Annotated in this window: 16 protein-coding genes; 8 read left to right on the forward strand and 8 right to left on the reverse strand. The window is 35.8% G+C overall.

Annotated elements, in window-relative coordinates; all coding sequences use genetic code 11:
• Positions 1 to 13: 13 nt before the first annotated feature.
• The 5 genes from AC0J6S_RS04815 (at position 14) to AC0J6S_RS04835 (ending at position 6470) form a co-directional block, all read left to right on the forward strand.
• Positions 14 to 976: a PorP/SprF family type IX secretion system membrane protein gene (locus tag AC0J6S_RS04815; protein WP_474955680.1), complete on the forward strand. Its 963-nt coding sequence runs from the start codon at positions 14 to 16 to the stop codon at positions 974 to 976.
• A 443-nt stretch (positions 977 to 1419) separates the two neighbouring features.
• Entirely contained in the window at positions 1420 to 2607 is a 1188-nt protein-coding gene (locus AC0J6S_RS04820) for a phosphoglycerate kinase (protein WP_474955681.1), read from the forward strand.
• 299 nt (positions 2608 to 2906) lie between these two features.
• Positions 2907 to 4952 carry a LysM peptidoglycan-binding domain-containing protein gene (locus AC0J6S_RS04825; RefSeq protein WP_474955682.1) on the forward strand — a complete coding sequence of 682 codons (2046 nt, stop codon included), beginning with the start codon at positions 2907 to 2909 and terminating at the stop codon, positions 4950 to 4952.
• 48 nt (positions 4953 to 5000) lie between these two features.
• Positions 5001 to 5978 (forward strand): DUF4837 family protein, encoded by a 978-nt coding sequence (locus AC0J6S_RS04830; protein ID WP_474955683.1) that lies wholly within the window; start codon positions 5001 to 5003, stop codon positions 5976 to 5978.
• 45 nt (positions 5979 to 6023) lie between these two features.
• Positions 6024 to 6470 carry a GNAT family N-acetyltransferase gene (locus AC0J6S_RS04835; protein ID WP_474955684.1) on the forward strand — a complete coding sequence of 149 codons (447 nt, stop codon included), beginning with the start codon at positions 6024 to 6026 and terminating at the stop codon, positions 6468 to 6470.
• 1 nt (position 6471) lies between these two features.
• Here AC0J6S_RS04835 and AC0J6S_RS04840 read toward each other — a convergent pair whose 3' ends face one another.
• Positions 6472 to 8103, reverse strand: coding sequence for a S41 family peptidase (locus AC0J6S_RS04840; RefSeq protein WP_474955685.1), 1632 nt, complete (start codon positions 8101 to 8103; stop codon positions 6472 to 6474).
• 109 nt (positions 8104 to 8212) lie between these two features.
• Complete coding sequence (gene rnpA, locus AC0J6S_RS04845) at positions 8213 to 8635, reverse strand: ribonuclease P protein component (RefSeq protein ID WP_474955686.1); 423 nt, start codon at positions 8633 to 8635, stop codon at positions 8213 to 8215.
• 125 nt (positions 8636 to 8760) lie between these two features.
• Between rnpA and AC0J6S_RS04850 the strand changes: the two genes are divergently transcribed.
• The 3 genes from AC0J6S_RS04850 to AC0J6S_RS04860 all read left to right on the forward strand — a co-directional run bounded on the left by AC0J6S_RS04850 (position 8761) and on the right by AC0J6S_RS04860 (position 11239).
• Positions 8761 to 9495 (forward strand): lysophospholipid acyltransferase family protein, encoded by a 735-nt coding sequence (locus AC0J6S_RS04850; protein ID WP_474955687.1) that lies wholly within the window; start codon positions 8761 to 8763, stop codon positions 9493 to 9495.
• A 10-nt stretch (positions 9496 to 9505) separates the two neighbouring features.
• Positions 9506 to 10495 carry an acyl-ACP desaturase gene (locus AC0J6S_RS04855; protein WP_474955688.1) on the forward strand — a complete coding sequence of 330 codons (990 nt, stop codon included), beginning with the start codon at positions 9506 to 9508 and terminating at the stop codon, positions 10493 to 10495.
• Positions 10496 to 10585: 90 nt separating this feature from the next.
• Positions 10586 to 11239 (forward strand): HD domain-containing protein, encoded by a 654-nt coding sequence (locus AC0J6S_RS04860; RefSeq protein ID WP_474955689.1) that lies wholly within the window; start codon positions 10586 to 10588, stop codon positions 11237 to 11239.
• A 106-nt stretch (positions 11240 to 11345) separates the two neighbouring features.
• Here the strand turns inward: AC0J6S_RS04860 and AC0J6S_RS04865 are convergent, their stop codons facing one another.
• The 6 genes from AC0J6S_RS04865 to hemH form a co-directional block, all read right to left on the reverse strand.
• Positions 11346 to 11750: a hypothetical protein gene (locus AC0J6S_RS04865; RefSeq protein ID WP_474955690.1), complete on the reverse strand. Its 405-nt coding sequence runs from the start codon at positions 11748 to 11750 to the stop codon at positions 11346 to 11348.
• A 149-nt stretch (positions 11751 to 11899) separates the two neighbouring features.
• Entirely contained in the window at positions 11900 to 12682 is a 783-nt protein-coding gene (locus AC0J6S_RS04870; protein ID WP_474955691.1) for an enoyl-CoA hydratase/isomerase family protein, read from the reverse strand.
• Positions 12683 to 12691: 9 nt separating this feature from the next.
• A complete protein-coding gene (locus AC0J6S_RS04875; RefSeq protein ID WP_474955692.1) occupies positions 12692 to 14164 on the reverse strand; it encodes an ATP-binding protein in 1473 nt (490 codons plus the stop codon).
• 61 nt (positions 14165 to 14225) lie between these two features.
• Complete coding sequence (locus tag AC0J6S_RS04880) at positions 14226 to 14774, reverse strand: CopD family protein (protein ID WP_474955693.1); 549 nt, start codon at positions 14772 to 14774, stop codon at positions 14226 to 14228.
• Positions 14761 to 16116 (reverse strand): MATE family efflux transporter, encoded by a 1356-nt coding sequence (locus tag AC0J6S_RS04885; RefSeq protein ID WP_474955694.1) that lies wholly within the window; start codon positions 16114 to 16116, stop codon positions 14761 to 14763. The genes AC0J6S_RS04880 and AC0J6S_RS04885 overlap by 14 nt, the downstream gene beginning before the upstream one ends.
• Positions 16117 to 17178, reverse strand: a complete 1062-nt coding sequence (gene hemH / locus AC0J6S_RS04890) for a ferrochelatase (RefSeq protein WP_474955695.1) — start codon at positions 17176 to 17178, stop codon at positions 16117 to 16119.

Below are 17178 nucleotides of genomic sequence, written 5' to 3' on the forward strand. Positions count from 1 at the left end.
TAAAATTATTAAAATGAAAAAAATTATAGTATCATTTTTTCTCTTGACTGTAGCTTCGAGCTACAGTCAAGAGCTAAATTTGCCCGTTTTTACACAATACTTAGCGGACAATCCTTTTGTTATTTCACCCACATTTGCCGGGATAGGAGATAACCTTAGAATCAGAGCTAACGGATTGACCCAATGGGTAGGTATCAAAGACGCTCCGAACAACCAGTCTGTCTACGCAGATTTCAGGATTGCAGATCAATCTGGAGTAGGTATATCGCTCTACAATGATAAAAATGGGAATACCAGACAAACCGGTGCCAAGGCTTCATTTGCCCATCACATCATTCTGGACTATTATTCTAAACAATATTTATCTTTTGGTATTTCATACAATATCAATAATTTTAAGATTGATGTAAATGCACTCGATCCTATAGATTTTGATCCTGCAATTACTAATAACAGGTTTATTTCGAATAATAACTTTGATGTTGGATTACTCTACAGAAACAAAAGTTTTTATGTGAGTTTCAATGCCAGTAATATTTTAGATAAAGACATTGACAATTTTAGCGGTATTGAACCCAGTCTCTTGAGAAACTATCAGGTGTATTCCGGATATGTTTTTAGAAACAGCGGTAATAATAGAGCAGAGATTGAACCATCAGTTTACTATCAATTGTTTGCAAGTGACAGACGTTCCAGTACCGATTTCAATATTAAGTACCGAAAATATAATCGTTATGATGATTACTACTGGGGTGGAATATCGTATCGATTTTTGAATGATCAAATAGGAAAGCCACTAAATGTAGGCCCAATGGTTGGTTTTAAGAAGTCTAATTTCTATTTTGGGTACTCGTATCAGGTGACTCTTAACGAGCTTTCGGCCTACAATTCAGGAACACATGTGGTTACGATAGGATTGGATTTTCTTCAGGGAATCAGTAACTGTCCTTGTACCCAAAGTCCGGTTCACGACTAGGAACCTTCTTTTTTAAACAATATATCCGATACGTTTTTTCAGCGTGTCGGATTTTTTGTTTAAAACCGTTTTACACCGTATACCATTAATTTGTAATGATTTTTTTTTTGACCTTGGGCACAGTCGAGAGGTCATAATGATAATTGACTGCGGGAACAGATAATGGAATACTTTGCAACTCATGAAAGACATGAAGTACAAAGCAACTTATTCTCTTCGTTTTGCATTTTAAATTCCTTAAAAAGCCTTTAAATGAGTTTTTGAAGCGTTTTTTGACACTCTGGGTGCATTAAAGATATTTATAAAATCGAATGTAGCTTTTTATAATTTACAACGATTTCGTTGCTTAAAATTGATTTTATATGGTTTTCCCTAATTTATTAATAATTTAAAAGTTCTATATTTGTTACTCTTTCAAAAAAAACAAACTAAAAAACAGACTGATGAAAACGATAAGTGATTTCAATTTTGCAAATAAAAAAGCCATAATCCGTGTTGATTTTAACGTGCCTTTGGACGAAAATTTCAATGTAACGGATGCAACTCGTATCGAAGCCGCAAAACCTACCATTGACGCGATTCTTGCTCAAGGCGGAAGTGTGATTTTGATGTCGCATTTAGGCAGACCAAAAGGTGTGGAAGAAAAATATTCTTTGAAACACATATTGAAAACAACTTCAGAAGTCCTTGGTGTACCTGTTCAATTTGTTTCTGATTGCGTTGGTCCAGATGCTAAAGCAGCTGCTGAAAAATTGGAGGCTGGGCAAGTTTTGTTATTGGAAAATTTACGTTTTCATAGCGAAGAAGAATCTGGAGATGTTGCTTTTGCAAAAGAACTGGCCTCACTTGGTGATATTTACGTAAATGACGCTTTTGGAACTGCACACAGAGCGCATGCGTCAACTACAATTATTGCACAGTTTTTCCCAACAGAGAAATGTTTTGGATTACTATTGGCAAAAGAAATTGAAAGCTTGAACAAAGTTTTGAAAAACAGTGAAAAACCAGTAACTGCAGTTCTTGGAGGGTCGAAAGTATCTTCTAAAATCACGGTTATCGAGAATATTCTGGATAAAGTTGACCACATGATTATTGGCGGCGGAATGACTTTTACTTTTGTAAAAGCATTGGGCGGTAAAATTGGCGATTCTATTTGCGAAGATGACAAACAAGAACTAGCGTTAGAAATTTTGCGTTTGGCTAAAGAAAAAGGGGTTCAAATTCATATTCCGGTTGATGTTGTGGCGGCAAACGCTTTCGCAAATGATGCCCAAACAAAAATTATCGATGTAAAAGAAATTCCTGACGGTTGGCAAGGTTTGGATGCAGGTCCAAAATCATTGGAAAACTTCAAGAAAGTAATTATGGATTCTAAAACTATCCTTTGGAATGGACCATTAGGAGTTTTTGAAATGGAAAATTTCGCTAACGGAACTATTGCTTTGGGTAACTTTATCGCAGAATCTACTGCAAATGGAGCATTCTCTCTTGTAGGTGGAGGTGATTCAGTGGCGGCAGTAAAACAATTTGGATTGGAAGACAAAGTAAGCTACGTTTCTACAGGTGGAGGAGCAATGCTGGAAATGCTGGAAGGAAAAGTATTGCCAGGAATTGCAGCTATTTTAGACTAATACATGTATTGGAAAATCATTATAAACCGTTTTATTGGTACTAATTAAAAATCAAAAAAACGGAATCAGGATTAAAAAGAAAACCTTAGCGATAGTATTTATTGCTGAGGTTTTTTTGTGAAATTTCAGAATTTGATTTTTTAAAGTGGTTTTGCCTTTCAAAACAACGAAAATTATTCGCAAATGAATCAAAGAATGCATTTTTAACAATATTTAAAGAAATTTTTAGTTTAAACCTATTAAGTTTGTGAAAACAAGCTTTGTAATCATTTGTAATATAGGTCTTTGATCGTAAAAATATGAATATAAAAAATACCACATTATCACTTTTGCTACTATTATCGTCGCAATTGTTTTCTCAAGAAAGTTTTGAAAATAAAGAGATTTCAAGATTCGAAACAAAATTATCCTACTTAGATTCCATCAAGAAAACCTTCGTAAAAGACGATTTGGCCGCTTGCGTAGATAGCTTGTGGATGAAGGAACTGACCAATTTAGATTTATACAACTCTCTTTCAGATGATATTAAGAATGTCAATATTGATGAGAAAATTGAGTACGAATTGTCAACGGAACTTCTTAAGGAAAGATTGGCTGCAATGGATGCCAAATCGCCTTTCAATATTGAATACAATCAAGGATTAGAAAACATTATCAAGTCATTTTTGAAGAATAGAAAAAAATCTTTTGAAAGATTGATGGCTGTTTCAGAATATTATTTTCCCATGTTTGAAGAGGCTTTAGCCAAACAAAATGTCCCTTTAGAAATAAAATATTTAGCCGTTGTGGAATCCGCTTTAAATCCTAGAGCAGTTTCTAAAATGGGAGCAACCGGATTATGGCAATTTATGTATCAAACGGGAAAACAATATGGGTTAAAGATTGATTCTTATGTGGATGAACGCAGCGATCCATTGAAAGCCAGTGAAGCGGCAGCCCAATACATGACTAATATGTATCGAATATTTGGTGACTGGGATTTGGTTTTGGCTTCCTATAATTCAGGTCCAGGAAATGTTTCAAAAGCAATTAGACGTTCCGGCGGTCAGCAAAATTATTGGAACATCAGAAAAAATCTTCCCAAAGAAACACAAGGATATGTTCCAGCTTTCCTCGCAACGATGTACATTTATGAATACCATAAAGAACACGGAATTGTTCCTAATAGAGCAGCAATCAAACATTTTGCCACGGACACCATAATGATTAAGAAGCAAATGACTTTCAAGCAAATATCTGATTTGTTGGATGTTCCCGTAGTTCAATTGCAAGTTTTGAATCCATCGTACAAACTGAATGTGATTCCGTTTTATCACGACCAACATCATTATTTAAGATTACCTCAAGAGAAAATTGCTGTTTTTGCGTCTAATGAGGATCAAATTTATGCGTATACACAATATGAATTAGACCAACGCGAAAAACCCTTTCAAGTAACAAAAGCAATAGTAGAAAAGGATACTTCCAGTTATACGATTCAGCGCACGATACAGCCTAAAGCGTCCTATTATAAAGTAAAACGAGGAGACAATCTTACGGCTGTAGCCAATAAATATGATGTTTCTATTTCCGAAATAAAAAAATGGAATAACCTCAAAAGTAATACACTTGCGTACGGAAAAAGCCTGAAAATTATAACAAGCCAGAGTGTTGCTCGATCAATCAAGGAAGAACCGAAGGTTGATGCCATAGTCTCAAAAAACAAGTCTTTATTGGCTTCTGAATCAAAAAGCGGTAAAGAAGAAAAAATAAATACTAATTCAGCACCATTAACATCGGATTCCGCTACACTTTATATGGTTCAAAAAGGAGACAATTTGGGAAGTATTGCTGAAAAATACGAAGTGACGGTTGCCGAAATTCAAGAATGGAATGGACTTTCTACTGATACCGTACACTATGGAACGTCATTACAAATTGCCAAAACTGGATTGGATTCTAAGAAAGAGCTGACTTTAAATCCAGAACGAAAAGATATTGAATATGTAGTTTTGAAAGGAGATAATTTAGGGAATATTGCCAGTAAATTCGGGGCTTCCGTAGTTGATTTAAAACAATGGAATAATCTGCCGGACAACACTATTGCTATTGGAAAAACATTAATTGTTGCCAAAAATGAAATTGCGATTATCACGGATAAAGCAACTGTTAATTCCTTCAAGAGTAAATCAAATGCAAGTTCAGTAGCTAAAAAATTAAGCGCTGATTATTACGTTAAAAAAGGAGATTCTTTATTTAGTATTGCCAAAAAACACCCAGGTGTAACCATCTCCGACTTGAAAAAATGGAATGGTATTCGCAGTGAAGATATTAAACCCGGAATGAAGTTAAAAATTAACGGATAATAGAAGAAACTTCTATAAATTTGGGTTTTATTTTATAATAGAATTATAATGAATAAAGCCCATTTTTTATTTCTTTTCGTTGCTCTGCTGTTGTTTTCCTGTAAAAAAGAAAATGATCATCTGCCTCGTAAAACGACCGGTAAAATCAACACTATTTCGGTAATTATTGATGATCAGTTGTGGAACGGAGATATTGGCGACAGCATCCGAAACAAGTTTGCATCACCTGTAATAGGTTTACCTCAAGAAGAACCTTTATTCAATATTAATCAGTATCCAGTCAAGCTTTTAGAAGGATTTATGACGGATACCCGAGCGATTATTGTGGTCAAAAAAGCGGAAGAAAACAAGTTTGAAATCCGAAAAAACCAATATGCATCTCCTCAGAATGTATTTCATATTTCTGGCAAAACAGCCACAGATATTATCGATTGCATCGAAAAAAATGCTCCCCAAATGATTCAAATAATCAAAGAATCTGAAATAGCCGAAAGTCAAAGAATAAACAGGCAGTCATTAATAGATCCTAAAGTAATTGAAAATAAATTCCATGTTTCATTACAAATTCCGTCCGGTTACGCTTATGTGCTTCAAAAAAGCAATTTTATGTGGCTAAAGAAGGAACTCATTGGCGGAAATACCAGCCTTTTAATTTATCAGGTTCCCTTAAACACAATAAAAAAAGAGGTTGATTTAATTTCCGGTATCATCAAAATGCGCGATTCCATTGGGAAATTATACATTAGCGGAAAGGAACCGGAGACGAATATGATTACTGAAGAGGCGTATGCACCGTACCTTTTTAAGATTAATTTGGATGGGAAAGAAACCTTTGAAACTAAGGGAACCTGGCAGTTGAACAATGATTTTATGTCCGGACCTTTTATCAATTACGCTATCATTGATAAAGATTATAACCGAGTTTTGGTATTAGAAGGGTTTTGTTACGCGCCTTCAAAAGATAAACGGGATTTGATGCATGAACTGGAAGCTATCATGAAATCAGTTGTTGTTGCAAAAAGGTAATCTTAAATTTCTTTTATTTGCATTCTATAAAAACATACAAAAGGCATGGCAATACAATGGAAAATAAAGGCGTTTGACGCACTTTCTGTTCACGAATTATACGATTTACTGCGATTAAGAAGCGAGATTTTCGTGGTGGAACAAAACTGTGTTTACCTCGATCTTGATGGAAAGGACAAAGTGGCTTTGCATCTTATTGGAGAATTTGAAGGTAAAATTGTCGCACATTCCAGACTATTCAAACCGGGAATCAGTTTTGATAATGCATCCATTGGACGAGTAACGGTTGATGCAAAGTACCGCGACAGAAAATGGGGGCATGACTTAATGCGGGAATCAATTGCAGGAATTGCGCATCATTTTGGCGAAAGCAAAATCACTATTGGAGCCCAATTGTACTTGAAAAAATTCTATGAAAGTCATGGTTTCGTGCAAACGAGTGAAATGTATCTGGAAGACGATATTCCACATATTGAGATGCAACGCAATTAATTTACATTTTCAAAATTGTTTTATAGTCTGCGTTGTTTAAAATACTTACAGATCTCTTAATTTCAGAGTTGTTTTTGGTGTAATAGTGATACAATCCTTCCTGATATTGGTAGCGTTTAATGATTTCATCAACCATTAGATTTTTGATTTCCTTCTGATTTTTATCCAATAAAGCATTTTCACTTTTCTGAAGTGCGGCCAGCAATTGTTGGTATTCAGCCAGAATAGATTCGTCCAGTTTTTCTTTTTTGGCTACAGCCAAAGTATTTTTCAAAGCCAATTCGGTTTCTGTATCAAAAGAGAATTTCTGTATTTTCAAGAACTGTTTGAAATCGGAATAATCCGCATCCGAAATGACAGGAATCTGATTTCCTAAATTCGGATTTTTGTAATAATACGTCGTGGCATAGCTGAATATCCCGTCGTTGCGAAGCAAAGCACTCGTTATTGGACTTGATTTTGTTTCTTCCAGTTCTACATCAGGCTGGATTCCTCCGCCGTCATAAACGATTCTGCCTTTTCGGGTCTTAAAAGCGTTGAAGTTCTTTTCTTCCGTTTTTATGGCCATTCCATTTTTGTCTTTTCGAGAATAATCTAAAGCTTGAATACATCTTCCGGATGGCGTATAATAACGAGAAATAGTAACTTTTAGTTGTGTTCCGTACGTTAAATCTACCGGTCTTTGTACCAATCCTTTTCCAAAACTGCGGCTTCCTACCACCACAGCGCGATCTAAATCCTGAAGTGCGCCAGCCACAATTTCAGATGCCGAAGCACTTCTGCCGTTAACAAGGATAATCAAAAGAATTTCAGTATCTACAGGATCTTTGGTTGTTTGATAGGTGGTATTGTGTTTCTCTATTTTTGATTTTGTAGTAACGATAATCTCATTTTTTGCAACAAATAAATTACAGATATTCACGGCTTCATTCAAAAGCCCACCCGGATTATCTCGTACATCCAATATAATGCGTTCCGCACCGTCTTTTTTGAGTTGTTCCAAAGCTTCTTTAGTTTCCAAGGATGCTTTTTTGTTAAAATGCGACAATACAATATAACCCGTTTTGTCGTCAATTTTTGCGAAAAAGGGAACCGATTTGATCTCGACTTCGTCCAGAATAATCTGTGTTGTATTCACTTTTCCCTGACGGATGTATTTGACGTCAATCTTCGTATTTTTAGTACCTTTGAATAACTGAGAAGCCTCGTCTTTAAAATCAGACAAAAGTACATCGCCCACCTGAATAATTTCGTCTCCGGCTTTTAAACCTGCTTTGTCGGCTGGGAAATCTTTATAAGGTTCCTTGACGATTAATTTGTCTTCTTTTCGAGTCAGTAAAGCGCCTATTCCGGTATATTCTCCAGTGTTGTTTATCTTAAATCGGACCACATCCTGCTCGTTGAAATAAACAGTGTAGGGGTCTAAATTGACCAGCATTCCTTTAATGGCCTTGTCCATTAGTTCTCCAGGATTGGTTTGATCAACATAATTGCGGTTCAATTCCTTGAAAAGGGTAGTGAATATCTCGATTTGCTTGGCGATTTCGAAAAAATCATCTTTGAAACTGGTTCCAATGAACAGAAATGCCGAAGTGACAACAGGAATTATGAATTTTTTTTTGAGGAAGTTCATGCGATTAAATAACTAAATTTGAGACCACTAAAATAACAATAAATCACCAAATAATTGTGTACAAAGGAATCTAAAGATAACTCTGTTCAATTTAGAATCGGTCAAATGGTTAAATTTTAGAAATAGATTTGCTTTCTGATACTGGTTTTTTAATATTTTGAGCAACAAACTTCTCAAACAATTGAATGGTTTTTGTGTTAATTTCCTCGTACGTCAATCGGTCTTTACTTTGGTAAAAAAACATAAAGGAATACGGTTGGTCCAGATTGTCAATCAATAGGTGTTTGTTCAGGCGATAGGTTTCGCGTAAAACACGCTTGAAATAATTGCGATCTACGGCTTTCTTGAAATTCTTTTTGGAAACAGAAACGCCCATTTTTATTTTTTCTCCCGACACTTCGGGATTCCCAAAAGTACCGGCTTTATACACCAATCGCAGCGGATATTTAGATACTGATTTCCCTTCGGTAAACAATAATCCAATAGTGATTTTACTTTTTAGCTTTTCGTTTTTTGGGTAAGTGAAGTTCATTATAATAGAAAAAAAACATAGATTTTGACTTGCAAAGTTACGATTAAACGTTGATCCTGGATATAGTTTCGGATTTAAATACCGCTAAAAATATATTTCTTACTTTTGTGCCAAATTTTTAAAGCATGCAAAAACTAATTTCGTATCCCATTTCCGTAATCTATTATTTGTTTTTTGGTCTTACTTTGGTTATTTTTCACCCGATACAGTGGGTTTGTTTCCGTGTTTTTGGTTATCAAGCTCATAAAGTAAGTGTTGATTATTTGAATTTTTTCTTGTTGAGATGTACGAATCTTTTGGGAACAACATACAAATTTGAAAACATAGGAATAATTCCTAAAAATGTACCTTTAATTTTTGTGTCAAATCATCAAAGTATGTACGATATTATTGCAATGATTTGGTTTTTCCGCCGTTTTCATTGTAAATTTGTAAGTAAGAAGGAATTAGGAGGCGGTATTCCAAGTGTGTCATTTAATTTACGTCATGGAGGTTCTGTTCTTATTGATCGTAAGGATCCCAAACAAGCCATTCCGGCCATCAAAGGTTTAGGAGAATATATTGAGAAACACAAGCGCTCGGCGGTTATTTTTCCAGAAGGAACACGAAGCAAGACGGGAAAACCAAAAGAATTTTCTCAAACGGGACTTAAAATTTTATGCAAGAATGCGCCTTCGGCATATGTGGTTCCGGTAAGTATAAACAACTCTTGGAAAATAGTTAAATACGGGTTTTTCCCTTTAGGTTTAGGAAATCGCCTTACCTTTGTAGTGCACGAACCCTTAGCCGTTAAGGATTATGATTTTGCTGATTTAATGAATAAAACAGAAGCAGCAGTAGTTCAAGGAATAAAAATTTAATTTATATATAATGTCAATAAAAAACATTCGATTAGAAGTAATGCAGTTTTTGGAAAAAAACGTAGACAGCTTTGTCGATCAGTATCTAATTCCAGTGGAGAAAATATGGCAGCCAACAGATTTTTTGCCTAATTCCCAAAGCGATACCTTTTTTGATGAGGTCAAAGAATTACGTGAAATTGCAAAAGATTTACCATACGATTTCTGGGTAACTTTAGTAGGGGATACCATTACTGAGGAAGCCTTGCCAACTTACGAATCCTGGTTAATGGACGTAGAAGGAATTGATAATGTGGAGCGTAATGGTTGGTCTAAATGGATCAGACAATGGACTGGTGAGGAAAATCGTCATGGCGATTTACTGAATAAATATCTGTATTTATCAGGTCGTGTAAACATGCGCGAAGTAGAAATTACAACCCAACACCTGATCAACGACGGTTTTGATATTGGAACCGGAAGAGATCCATATAAAAACTTTGTATACACTAGTTTTCAGGAATTAGCAACCTATGTTTCTCACAACAGAGTGGCACAAATGGCTAAAAAATATGGTGACAACAAATTATCTAAAATGTGCAAAATGATTGCTGGTGACGAGATGCGTCATCATCATGCGTACAGCGAATTTGTTAACCGTATTTTTCAAGTTGATCCAAGTGAAATGATGCTTGCTTTCCAATACATGATGAAAGCAAAAATCGTTATGCCTGCGCATTTCCTTAGAGAATCCGGTGAAAAAATAAGCACTGCTTTCGAACAGTTTTCTGATTCTGCACAACGAATTGGAGTTTACACTGCAGCGGATTATGTGGATATCATGCAAAAATTAATTGAAAAATGGGAAATTGACAAAATTTCCGGTTTGACTGATGAAGCAGAAAAAGCACGTGATTATTTGATGAAATTACCGGGTAGAATGGCGAAAATATCGGAAAGATTAGTCATTCCACAAGAATCACATATCTTCAAATGGGTTGAGCCAGCTTTAGTACGATAGATTTTTGAGTTCTAAATAAAGAATTGAAATGTTGGATTTTGAAGTTGGAAAACTTTGAAATTCAACATTTTTTTTAAAATATAATAAACAATGATAAACTCTGATTTAATAGACAAAACGATTCTTTTTGTAAAAGAAAAGTTAGATAATGCCGAAGGCGGACACGACTGGTTTCATATAGAAAGAGTCTTTAAAAATTCCGTACTGATTTCAAAGAATGAAGTTTGTGATACCACTGTTGTCAAACTTGGGGCTTTGCTTCATGATATTGCCGACAGTAAGTTTCATGATGGTGATGAAACCGTTGGACCAAGAATCGCCCGTGAATTTTTAGAATCAGAAAATGTTGATGAGGAGATTATCGCTCATGTGGTCAATATCATTGATAACATCTCGTACAAAGGCGGTAATTTTGAAAAGAAATTCTCATCAATAGAATTAGATGTGGTTCAGGATGCGGATCGTTTAGACGCGATTGGCGCCATTGGAATCGCCAGAACATTTAATTATGGCGGATTTAAAAATAGAGCGCTATACAATCCTAATATCGCCCCAAATTCCAGTATGACAAAGGAAGAATACAAGAAGAATGATTCTCCAACGCTCAATCATTTTTACGAAAAGTTATTGCTCTTAAAAGATAAGATGAATACCCAAACCGGAAAACAAATAGCACAAGAAAGACACCGTTACATGGAAGGATTTCTGGCGCAGTTTTATGCGGAATGGGAAGGGGAGAAATAGGATTTTTGATTGCGGATTAACGATTTTAAATTTCAGATGTTTTTTCGTTTGCTGATTTTTTAAATCAAAAATCAGTCCCGATAGCTATCGGGATTAATCAAAAATCTTAAATCGAAATCCCTTTCGCTTTCATTTCCAGAATCACATCTGAAGCATTTTTAAAAGTCGGCGCTTGTTCAATAATAGTTCCTACTCTTTTTTTATTTAGTTTAAAAGTAATGTCATTCTCCGTTGTGAACAGCAAAGCGGTCAAAAAGGGGTTGTTCATATACGGAGCCAATACAATAAAAGCTTCGTCAAGTGTATGGAAACTTTCTACTTCTTCGGTTTTGTAGCGCGCCGTAACCGAAAGACTAAACACGTCATTTTCCACTAAAACGGGACGCACATAAATATTTTTCAGTTCCGTATCACCAATGGTTTTGGCAAGCGTAAGTTTAGCGTAGGTATGGTTTTCGATACTTTCTTTTACCTTTTCCCAGAAAAGTTCAAATACAGGTTGGAAGGACATATTTTGATTTTTAGATGATGTGTTATATTCCGAAACGGGTCTGCAAAATTAAGTGTTGTAAATCAAACAATCCGTTTTTGAAGAAAGATTATTTTAAAGGATAATGACTTATAAATTAAAAAGAGAACCAATGTGGTTCTCTTTTGTTCTTATCTCCCCGTAAAAACTGCTTTTCTTTTATCTAAAAATGCTGTTGTTCCTTCTTTAAAATCTTCGGTTCCAAAGCATTTTCCAAAGGCTTTTATTTCGGCTTCATACCCATTTTTTCCTTCTTTGAAATTAGCATTGACAGCTTTTATGGCTTTACCAATAGCGTACGGAGAGTTCTTGATTATTTTATTGGCAACACTCACACAATAATCTAAAAGTTCTGCTTCTGGTACTACGTGATTTACCAATCCAGTTCTGTAAGCGTCTTGAGCCGTTACCATTCCTGCGGTCATAATCATTTCCATCGCACGTCCTTTTCCAATCAGTTGTGGCAAACGTTGTGTTCCTCCGTAACCTGGAATTACGCCCAGCGAAACTTCTGGCAATCCCATTTTTGCATTTTCTGAAGCGACTCTGAAATGACACGACATCGCTAATTCTAATCCGCCGCCCAATGCAAAACCATTGACCGCTGCAATTACCGGAGTTTTTAAATTTTCTATGAAATCAAATAATTTTTCTTGTCCTTCTGCTGCCAATTGCGTTCCCTCTTCTATCGAGAAATTGGCAAATTCAGAGATGTCAGCTCCGGCTACAAACGCTTTTCCCCCGCTTCCCGTTAAAATAATAACACGAATTTCATCATTTTTCCCTAATGTTTTGAATGCTTTATTCAAATCTGAAATGGTAGCAACATTCAACGCATTTAGTTTTGTAGGACGGTTTATGGTTATCGTTGCAATATTATTTTCGGTGGTAATTAAAAGATTTTCGTAGTTCATGTTTGTATTTTAGGTGTTAATTATTGGAAGCGAAACAATAAAAGTAGTTCCTTTTCCAAATTCAGATTCAAAGGTAATCGTTCCTTTATAATTTTCGATAATGTTTTTTATAATTCCAAGACCAAGACCCATTCCACTGCTTTTGGTGGTGAATTTTGGTTCGAATATGCGGTCAATATCTTTAGGCTGAATTCCTATTCCGTTGTCAGAAACTGTTATTAATACATTGTTTTCCTCTTTTTTGATACGTACCACCACCGATTTAATTTCCTGTTGTTCTGGAATAGACTGAATGGCATTCTTTGCTAAATTTGTAATGATTCGAATGAGTTGCGTTCGGTCAATTTTCGAAATAATTTCGGGAGAATCACTTTGGAAAACAATGTAATCTTCGTTAAATATATCCATGGCCAGCTCTACAACAGCCACCACATTCAAGGTTTCATTTTGCTGTGCCGGCATCGACGCAAAATTTGAAAAAGCCGAAGCCACCGCGCTCATCGTATCAATTTGTTGAATCAAGGTTTCGGAGTAATCGTTCATTTTCTGCTTTACATTGGGATCAGTCGGGTCAAATTTCCGCTGAAAACTCTGCACCGTTAATCGCATTGGCGTAAGCGGATTTTTGATTTCGTGCGCCACTTGTTTCGCCATTTCGCGCCAAGCTTCTTCACGTTCGCTTTGCGCTAATTTAATGGCACTTTTTTCGAGTTCATCCACCATTCCGTTATACGCTTTTATCAAAAGATTTATTTCCTTGCTATTGGCTTCTAAAACAATTTTCTCGTTTTTTTGGCTCAAACTCGTCTCACTCAGCTTATCCGAAATGGTTTTTAATGATTTAGTAATGTAGGACGACAGGAAGTAGGCAAGGGCAAAAGCCATAAGAAGCATGAATGTGTACACTTGCCCAAGACGAATCAAGAAACTTTTGAGTTCATTTTCATAATAGCCGTCATCTTCAACATAAGGCAGGTTTAATATTCCGAGCGGTTTAAATTTGTCGTCTTTAATTTGGCTGAAAGCCGAACGGTTCTTTTTTTCATCAATAGTTTTAATATCCACGTATCTTTTTTCGATAGAGGAGCGGACCAGTTTTAAAATGTACTTAGGAATTGCTGGAGCCACTTTATCAACAGAAAAGGATTCCTTGGAAGATTTCAACAACTTTCCGTCTAAGCTGTAAATATTGATTTCGATGTTGTGAATATGGGCTAATTCGTGAATTTTATCCTTAAAAATCAAGTCCAAATTTCCTGAGGTTAGCGGATAAGTCGTTGTTGAGAGAATGAAGTTAATGTGTTGTTTTACTGCATTTTCATTGCGTTCCAACCGCTCTTGATGGTATTCTTTGGCTTCATTTTTAAATTGGATGATTGAAATGGAAGCTAATATTACAGAAGCCATTAATATCAATACAATCATCGAAAGGAAAATCCTGATTCGTAACGAAAGCATTGCTATTTTGAAACTTTTGAACATTTTTTTTAGTTTATATTTTCAGTTCCGGTTTTCAGTTACAATTGGAAACTGCGACTAAACACTATTTTCTTTCTCTGATTTTTTTGTAAAATTTAAAGCCTAGCATTATTAAAATGGAAAATAAGAAAATCCCAATTACGCCATAAATCCAGTTGACGGCATTTTTTAGAATAACTAAAAATACGACAGCAAAAAGGATAATAGTTGCGCCTTCATTCCACAATCGCATGAAAGTTGTTGTGTATTTTACCTCGTCATTTTGCAATTGACTGAATATTTGTTGGCATTTTGCATGGTATAAATACAGTGCAAATACGAAGCCAAGTTTTACATGCATCCAAGGCATTTTCAACCACGCTTGGCCTAAATCAGTAAAAAACAACATCCAAAAAGCAAAAATACTGGCCAAAACTGCCGATGGCCAAGTGATAATATACCACAAACGATAGGTCATTATTTTGTATTGTTTTTGAAGGATTTCTTTTTCTGGTGAAGGCTTATCTGCTGCTTCAATTTGGTAAACGAACAATCGCACAATGTAAAACAGTCCCGCAAACCACGTGATGACAAAGATGAGGTGTAAGGATTTAAGGTAATTATAGTATTCCATCGTTAGTTTGAATCAGTTTTGTGTCCATTTCTTTTTTTAAAAAATAGCCAGTCAATAGTGTTGATAAAACATCAGCAATTGGAAATGCAATCCACACTCCAAAAATACCTAAAAAATTTGGTAGTATCAGCACTAACGGAATTAGGAAAAATCCTTGTTTGCTTAGCGTCAAAAGCAAAGCTTTTTTTGCCTTTCCCGCCGCTTGAAAATATGCTGCGCCAATAAGTTGAACGGCAATAACTGGTGAAGCCGCAAAAACCCAGCGCAAGGCTTCAGGTGTTTGGTCATTCACTAGTGGGTCAGTTGTAAAAATAGCAACGATAGGTTTTGCAAAAATTAAGATTACCACAAAAATCAATGAGGCTAAAATCGCGGCATATAGTATGGAAAGTTGCACACTTTCTTTCACTCTCCCATAATTTCCAGCACCGTAATTATAACCTGCAATTGGCAGAAATCCTTGTGTAATTCCTAGGATAGGGAACAAGGCGAACATTAACATTCGGCTTATAATTCCATAAATAGCTACAGAATGCTCGCCTCCATACGTGTACAAGGTATGATTTAGAATGATGGATAAAATGCTCACAACTCCTTGTCTAGAAAAAGTCACGAAGCTTAATTCCGTAATTTCTTTTACTATGGGCATTCTAAATTTAAAATGCTTCATTTTTAATCGCAACTCACTTTTAAAAACAAAAAACCAAAGCACAAACAAAAAGCAAGTAAAATAGGATATGGCGGTTGCTAGAGCAGCCCCAAACATTCCTAAAGCTAAGTATTTGATAAAAAGAATATCTAATGCGATATTGACAAACGCGGGAATAATCATCGCAACCATCGCGAACTTCGCCTTTCCTTCAGCGCGGATAACATTGTTTCCCATCATGCAGAGTGCCAAAAACGGAACGCTAATGATAATTGGAATAAAAAATTCTTTTGCAGGTTTTATGATAGCACCTTTTGCACCAAAAAGCGTCAGCATTTCGTCGCTAAAGAAAAGACCAAATACCACAAAAACTGATGCCAACAGAAATGTCATCATGATTTGATTACCAAAAGTATGCAATGCTTTTTCCTTTTTATTTGCTCCTAATGCTCTGGAAAGTACAGAACCTCCGCCCACACCAATCGCCATTCCCAAAGAAGAAATCAAAAAGGTTATGGGCAAAACTACAGTTACTGCCGCAATAGCCAAAGAACCAATCCATTGTCCAACAAAAATGGTATCAATTAAAATATTAACCGACATGAATAAAATCCCAATAGAGGAGGGAACTGCTTGTTTTATCAAGAGTTTTTTGATGTCTTGAGTTCCTAACTCATCGGCAGTAACAGCCATTTAGGCGGTTGTTTTTTCAGAATTAATTTCTTTTGAGATGGTGGAAGAGGTGTTAGACCAATTTGAAATCCAGTTACTCACGGTTTTACACCAATCATCACTGTCATTCAAACATGGAATTGCTTTGAAGTTTTCTCCTCCGTGAACTTTAAATTCATGATTAGCTTCCATAGCAATTTCTTCCAATGTCTCTAAACAATCTGAAACAAAAGCTGGCGTTACAACGGCTAGGTTTTTAATTCCTTTTTCAGGCATTTTGTTTACCTCTACATCCGTGTAAGGTGTTAACCATTTGTCCCCAGCCAAGCGTGATTGAAAAGTCTGACTGTATTTACCTTCTGGAATCCCCAGTAATTTTACAACTTGTTTCGTAGTTTCGTAACATTGGTGACGATAGCAAAATTCGTGTGCCGGTGAAGGCGTGTTGCAGCAAGAACCATCAATTTTACAATGTGATTTGGTAATATCTGTCTTGCGAATGTGACGTTCCGGAATCCCATGGTAAGAGAATAATAAATGATCGTAATCAAAACCTTCTAAATGCCCTTTGATAGAATCGGCCAGATTTTGTAAATAATCGGGTTTGTTATAAAAAGCAGGAACAATTGTAAATTTCATTTCCGGAAAATATTTTTTACGGTGTTCTTCAGCCAATTCTAGTATTGTAGTTGTGGATGCCATCGCATGTTGAGGGTACAACGGGAAAAGCATTACTTCGTTCACGCCTTTGTCATGTAGTTCTTGTAAACCAGACAATAAAGATGGATTTCCGTAACGCATCGCTAAGGATACAGGAATGTCTACCAATTTTTGCACTTTTTCGTGCATTCTTTTTGATATAACAACTAATGGAGAACCTTCGTCCCACCAAATTCTAGCGTAGGCTGCTGCTGATTTTTTAGGTCTTGTTTGTAATATGATCCCGCGCACTAATAATGCACGTAATAAAAACGGAACATCTATTACGTATTTATCCATTAAAAATTCATCTAAATATGGCTTAACATCTTTAGCAGTTGGACTTTCCGGAGAACCTAAATTAACTAATAATACACCTTTCAT

This window comes from Flavobacterium sp. TS_SC_5 (genome assembly GCF_056156265.1).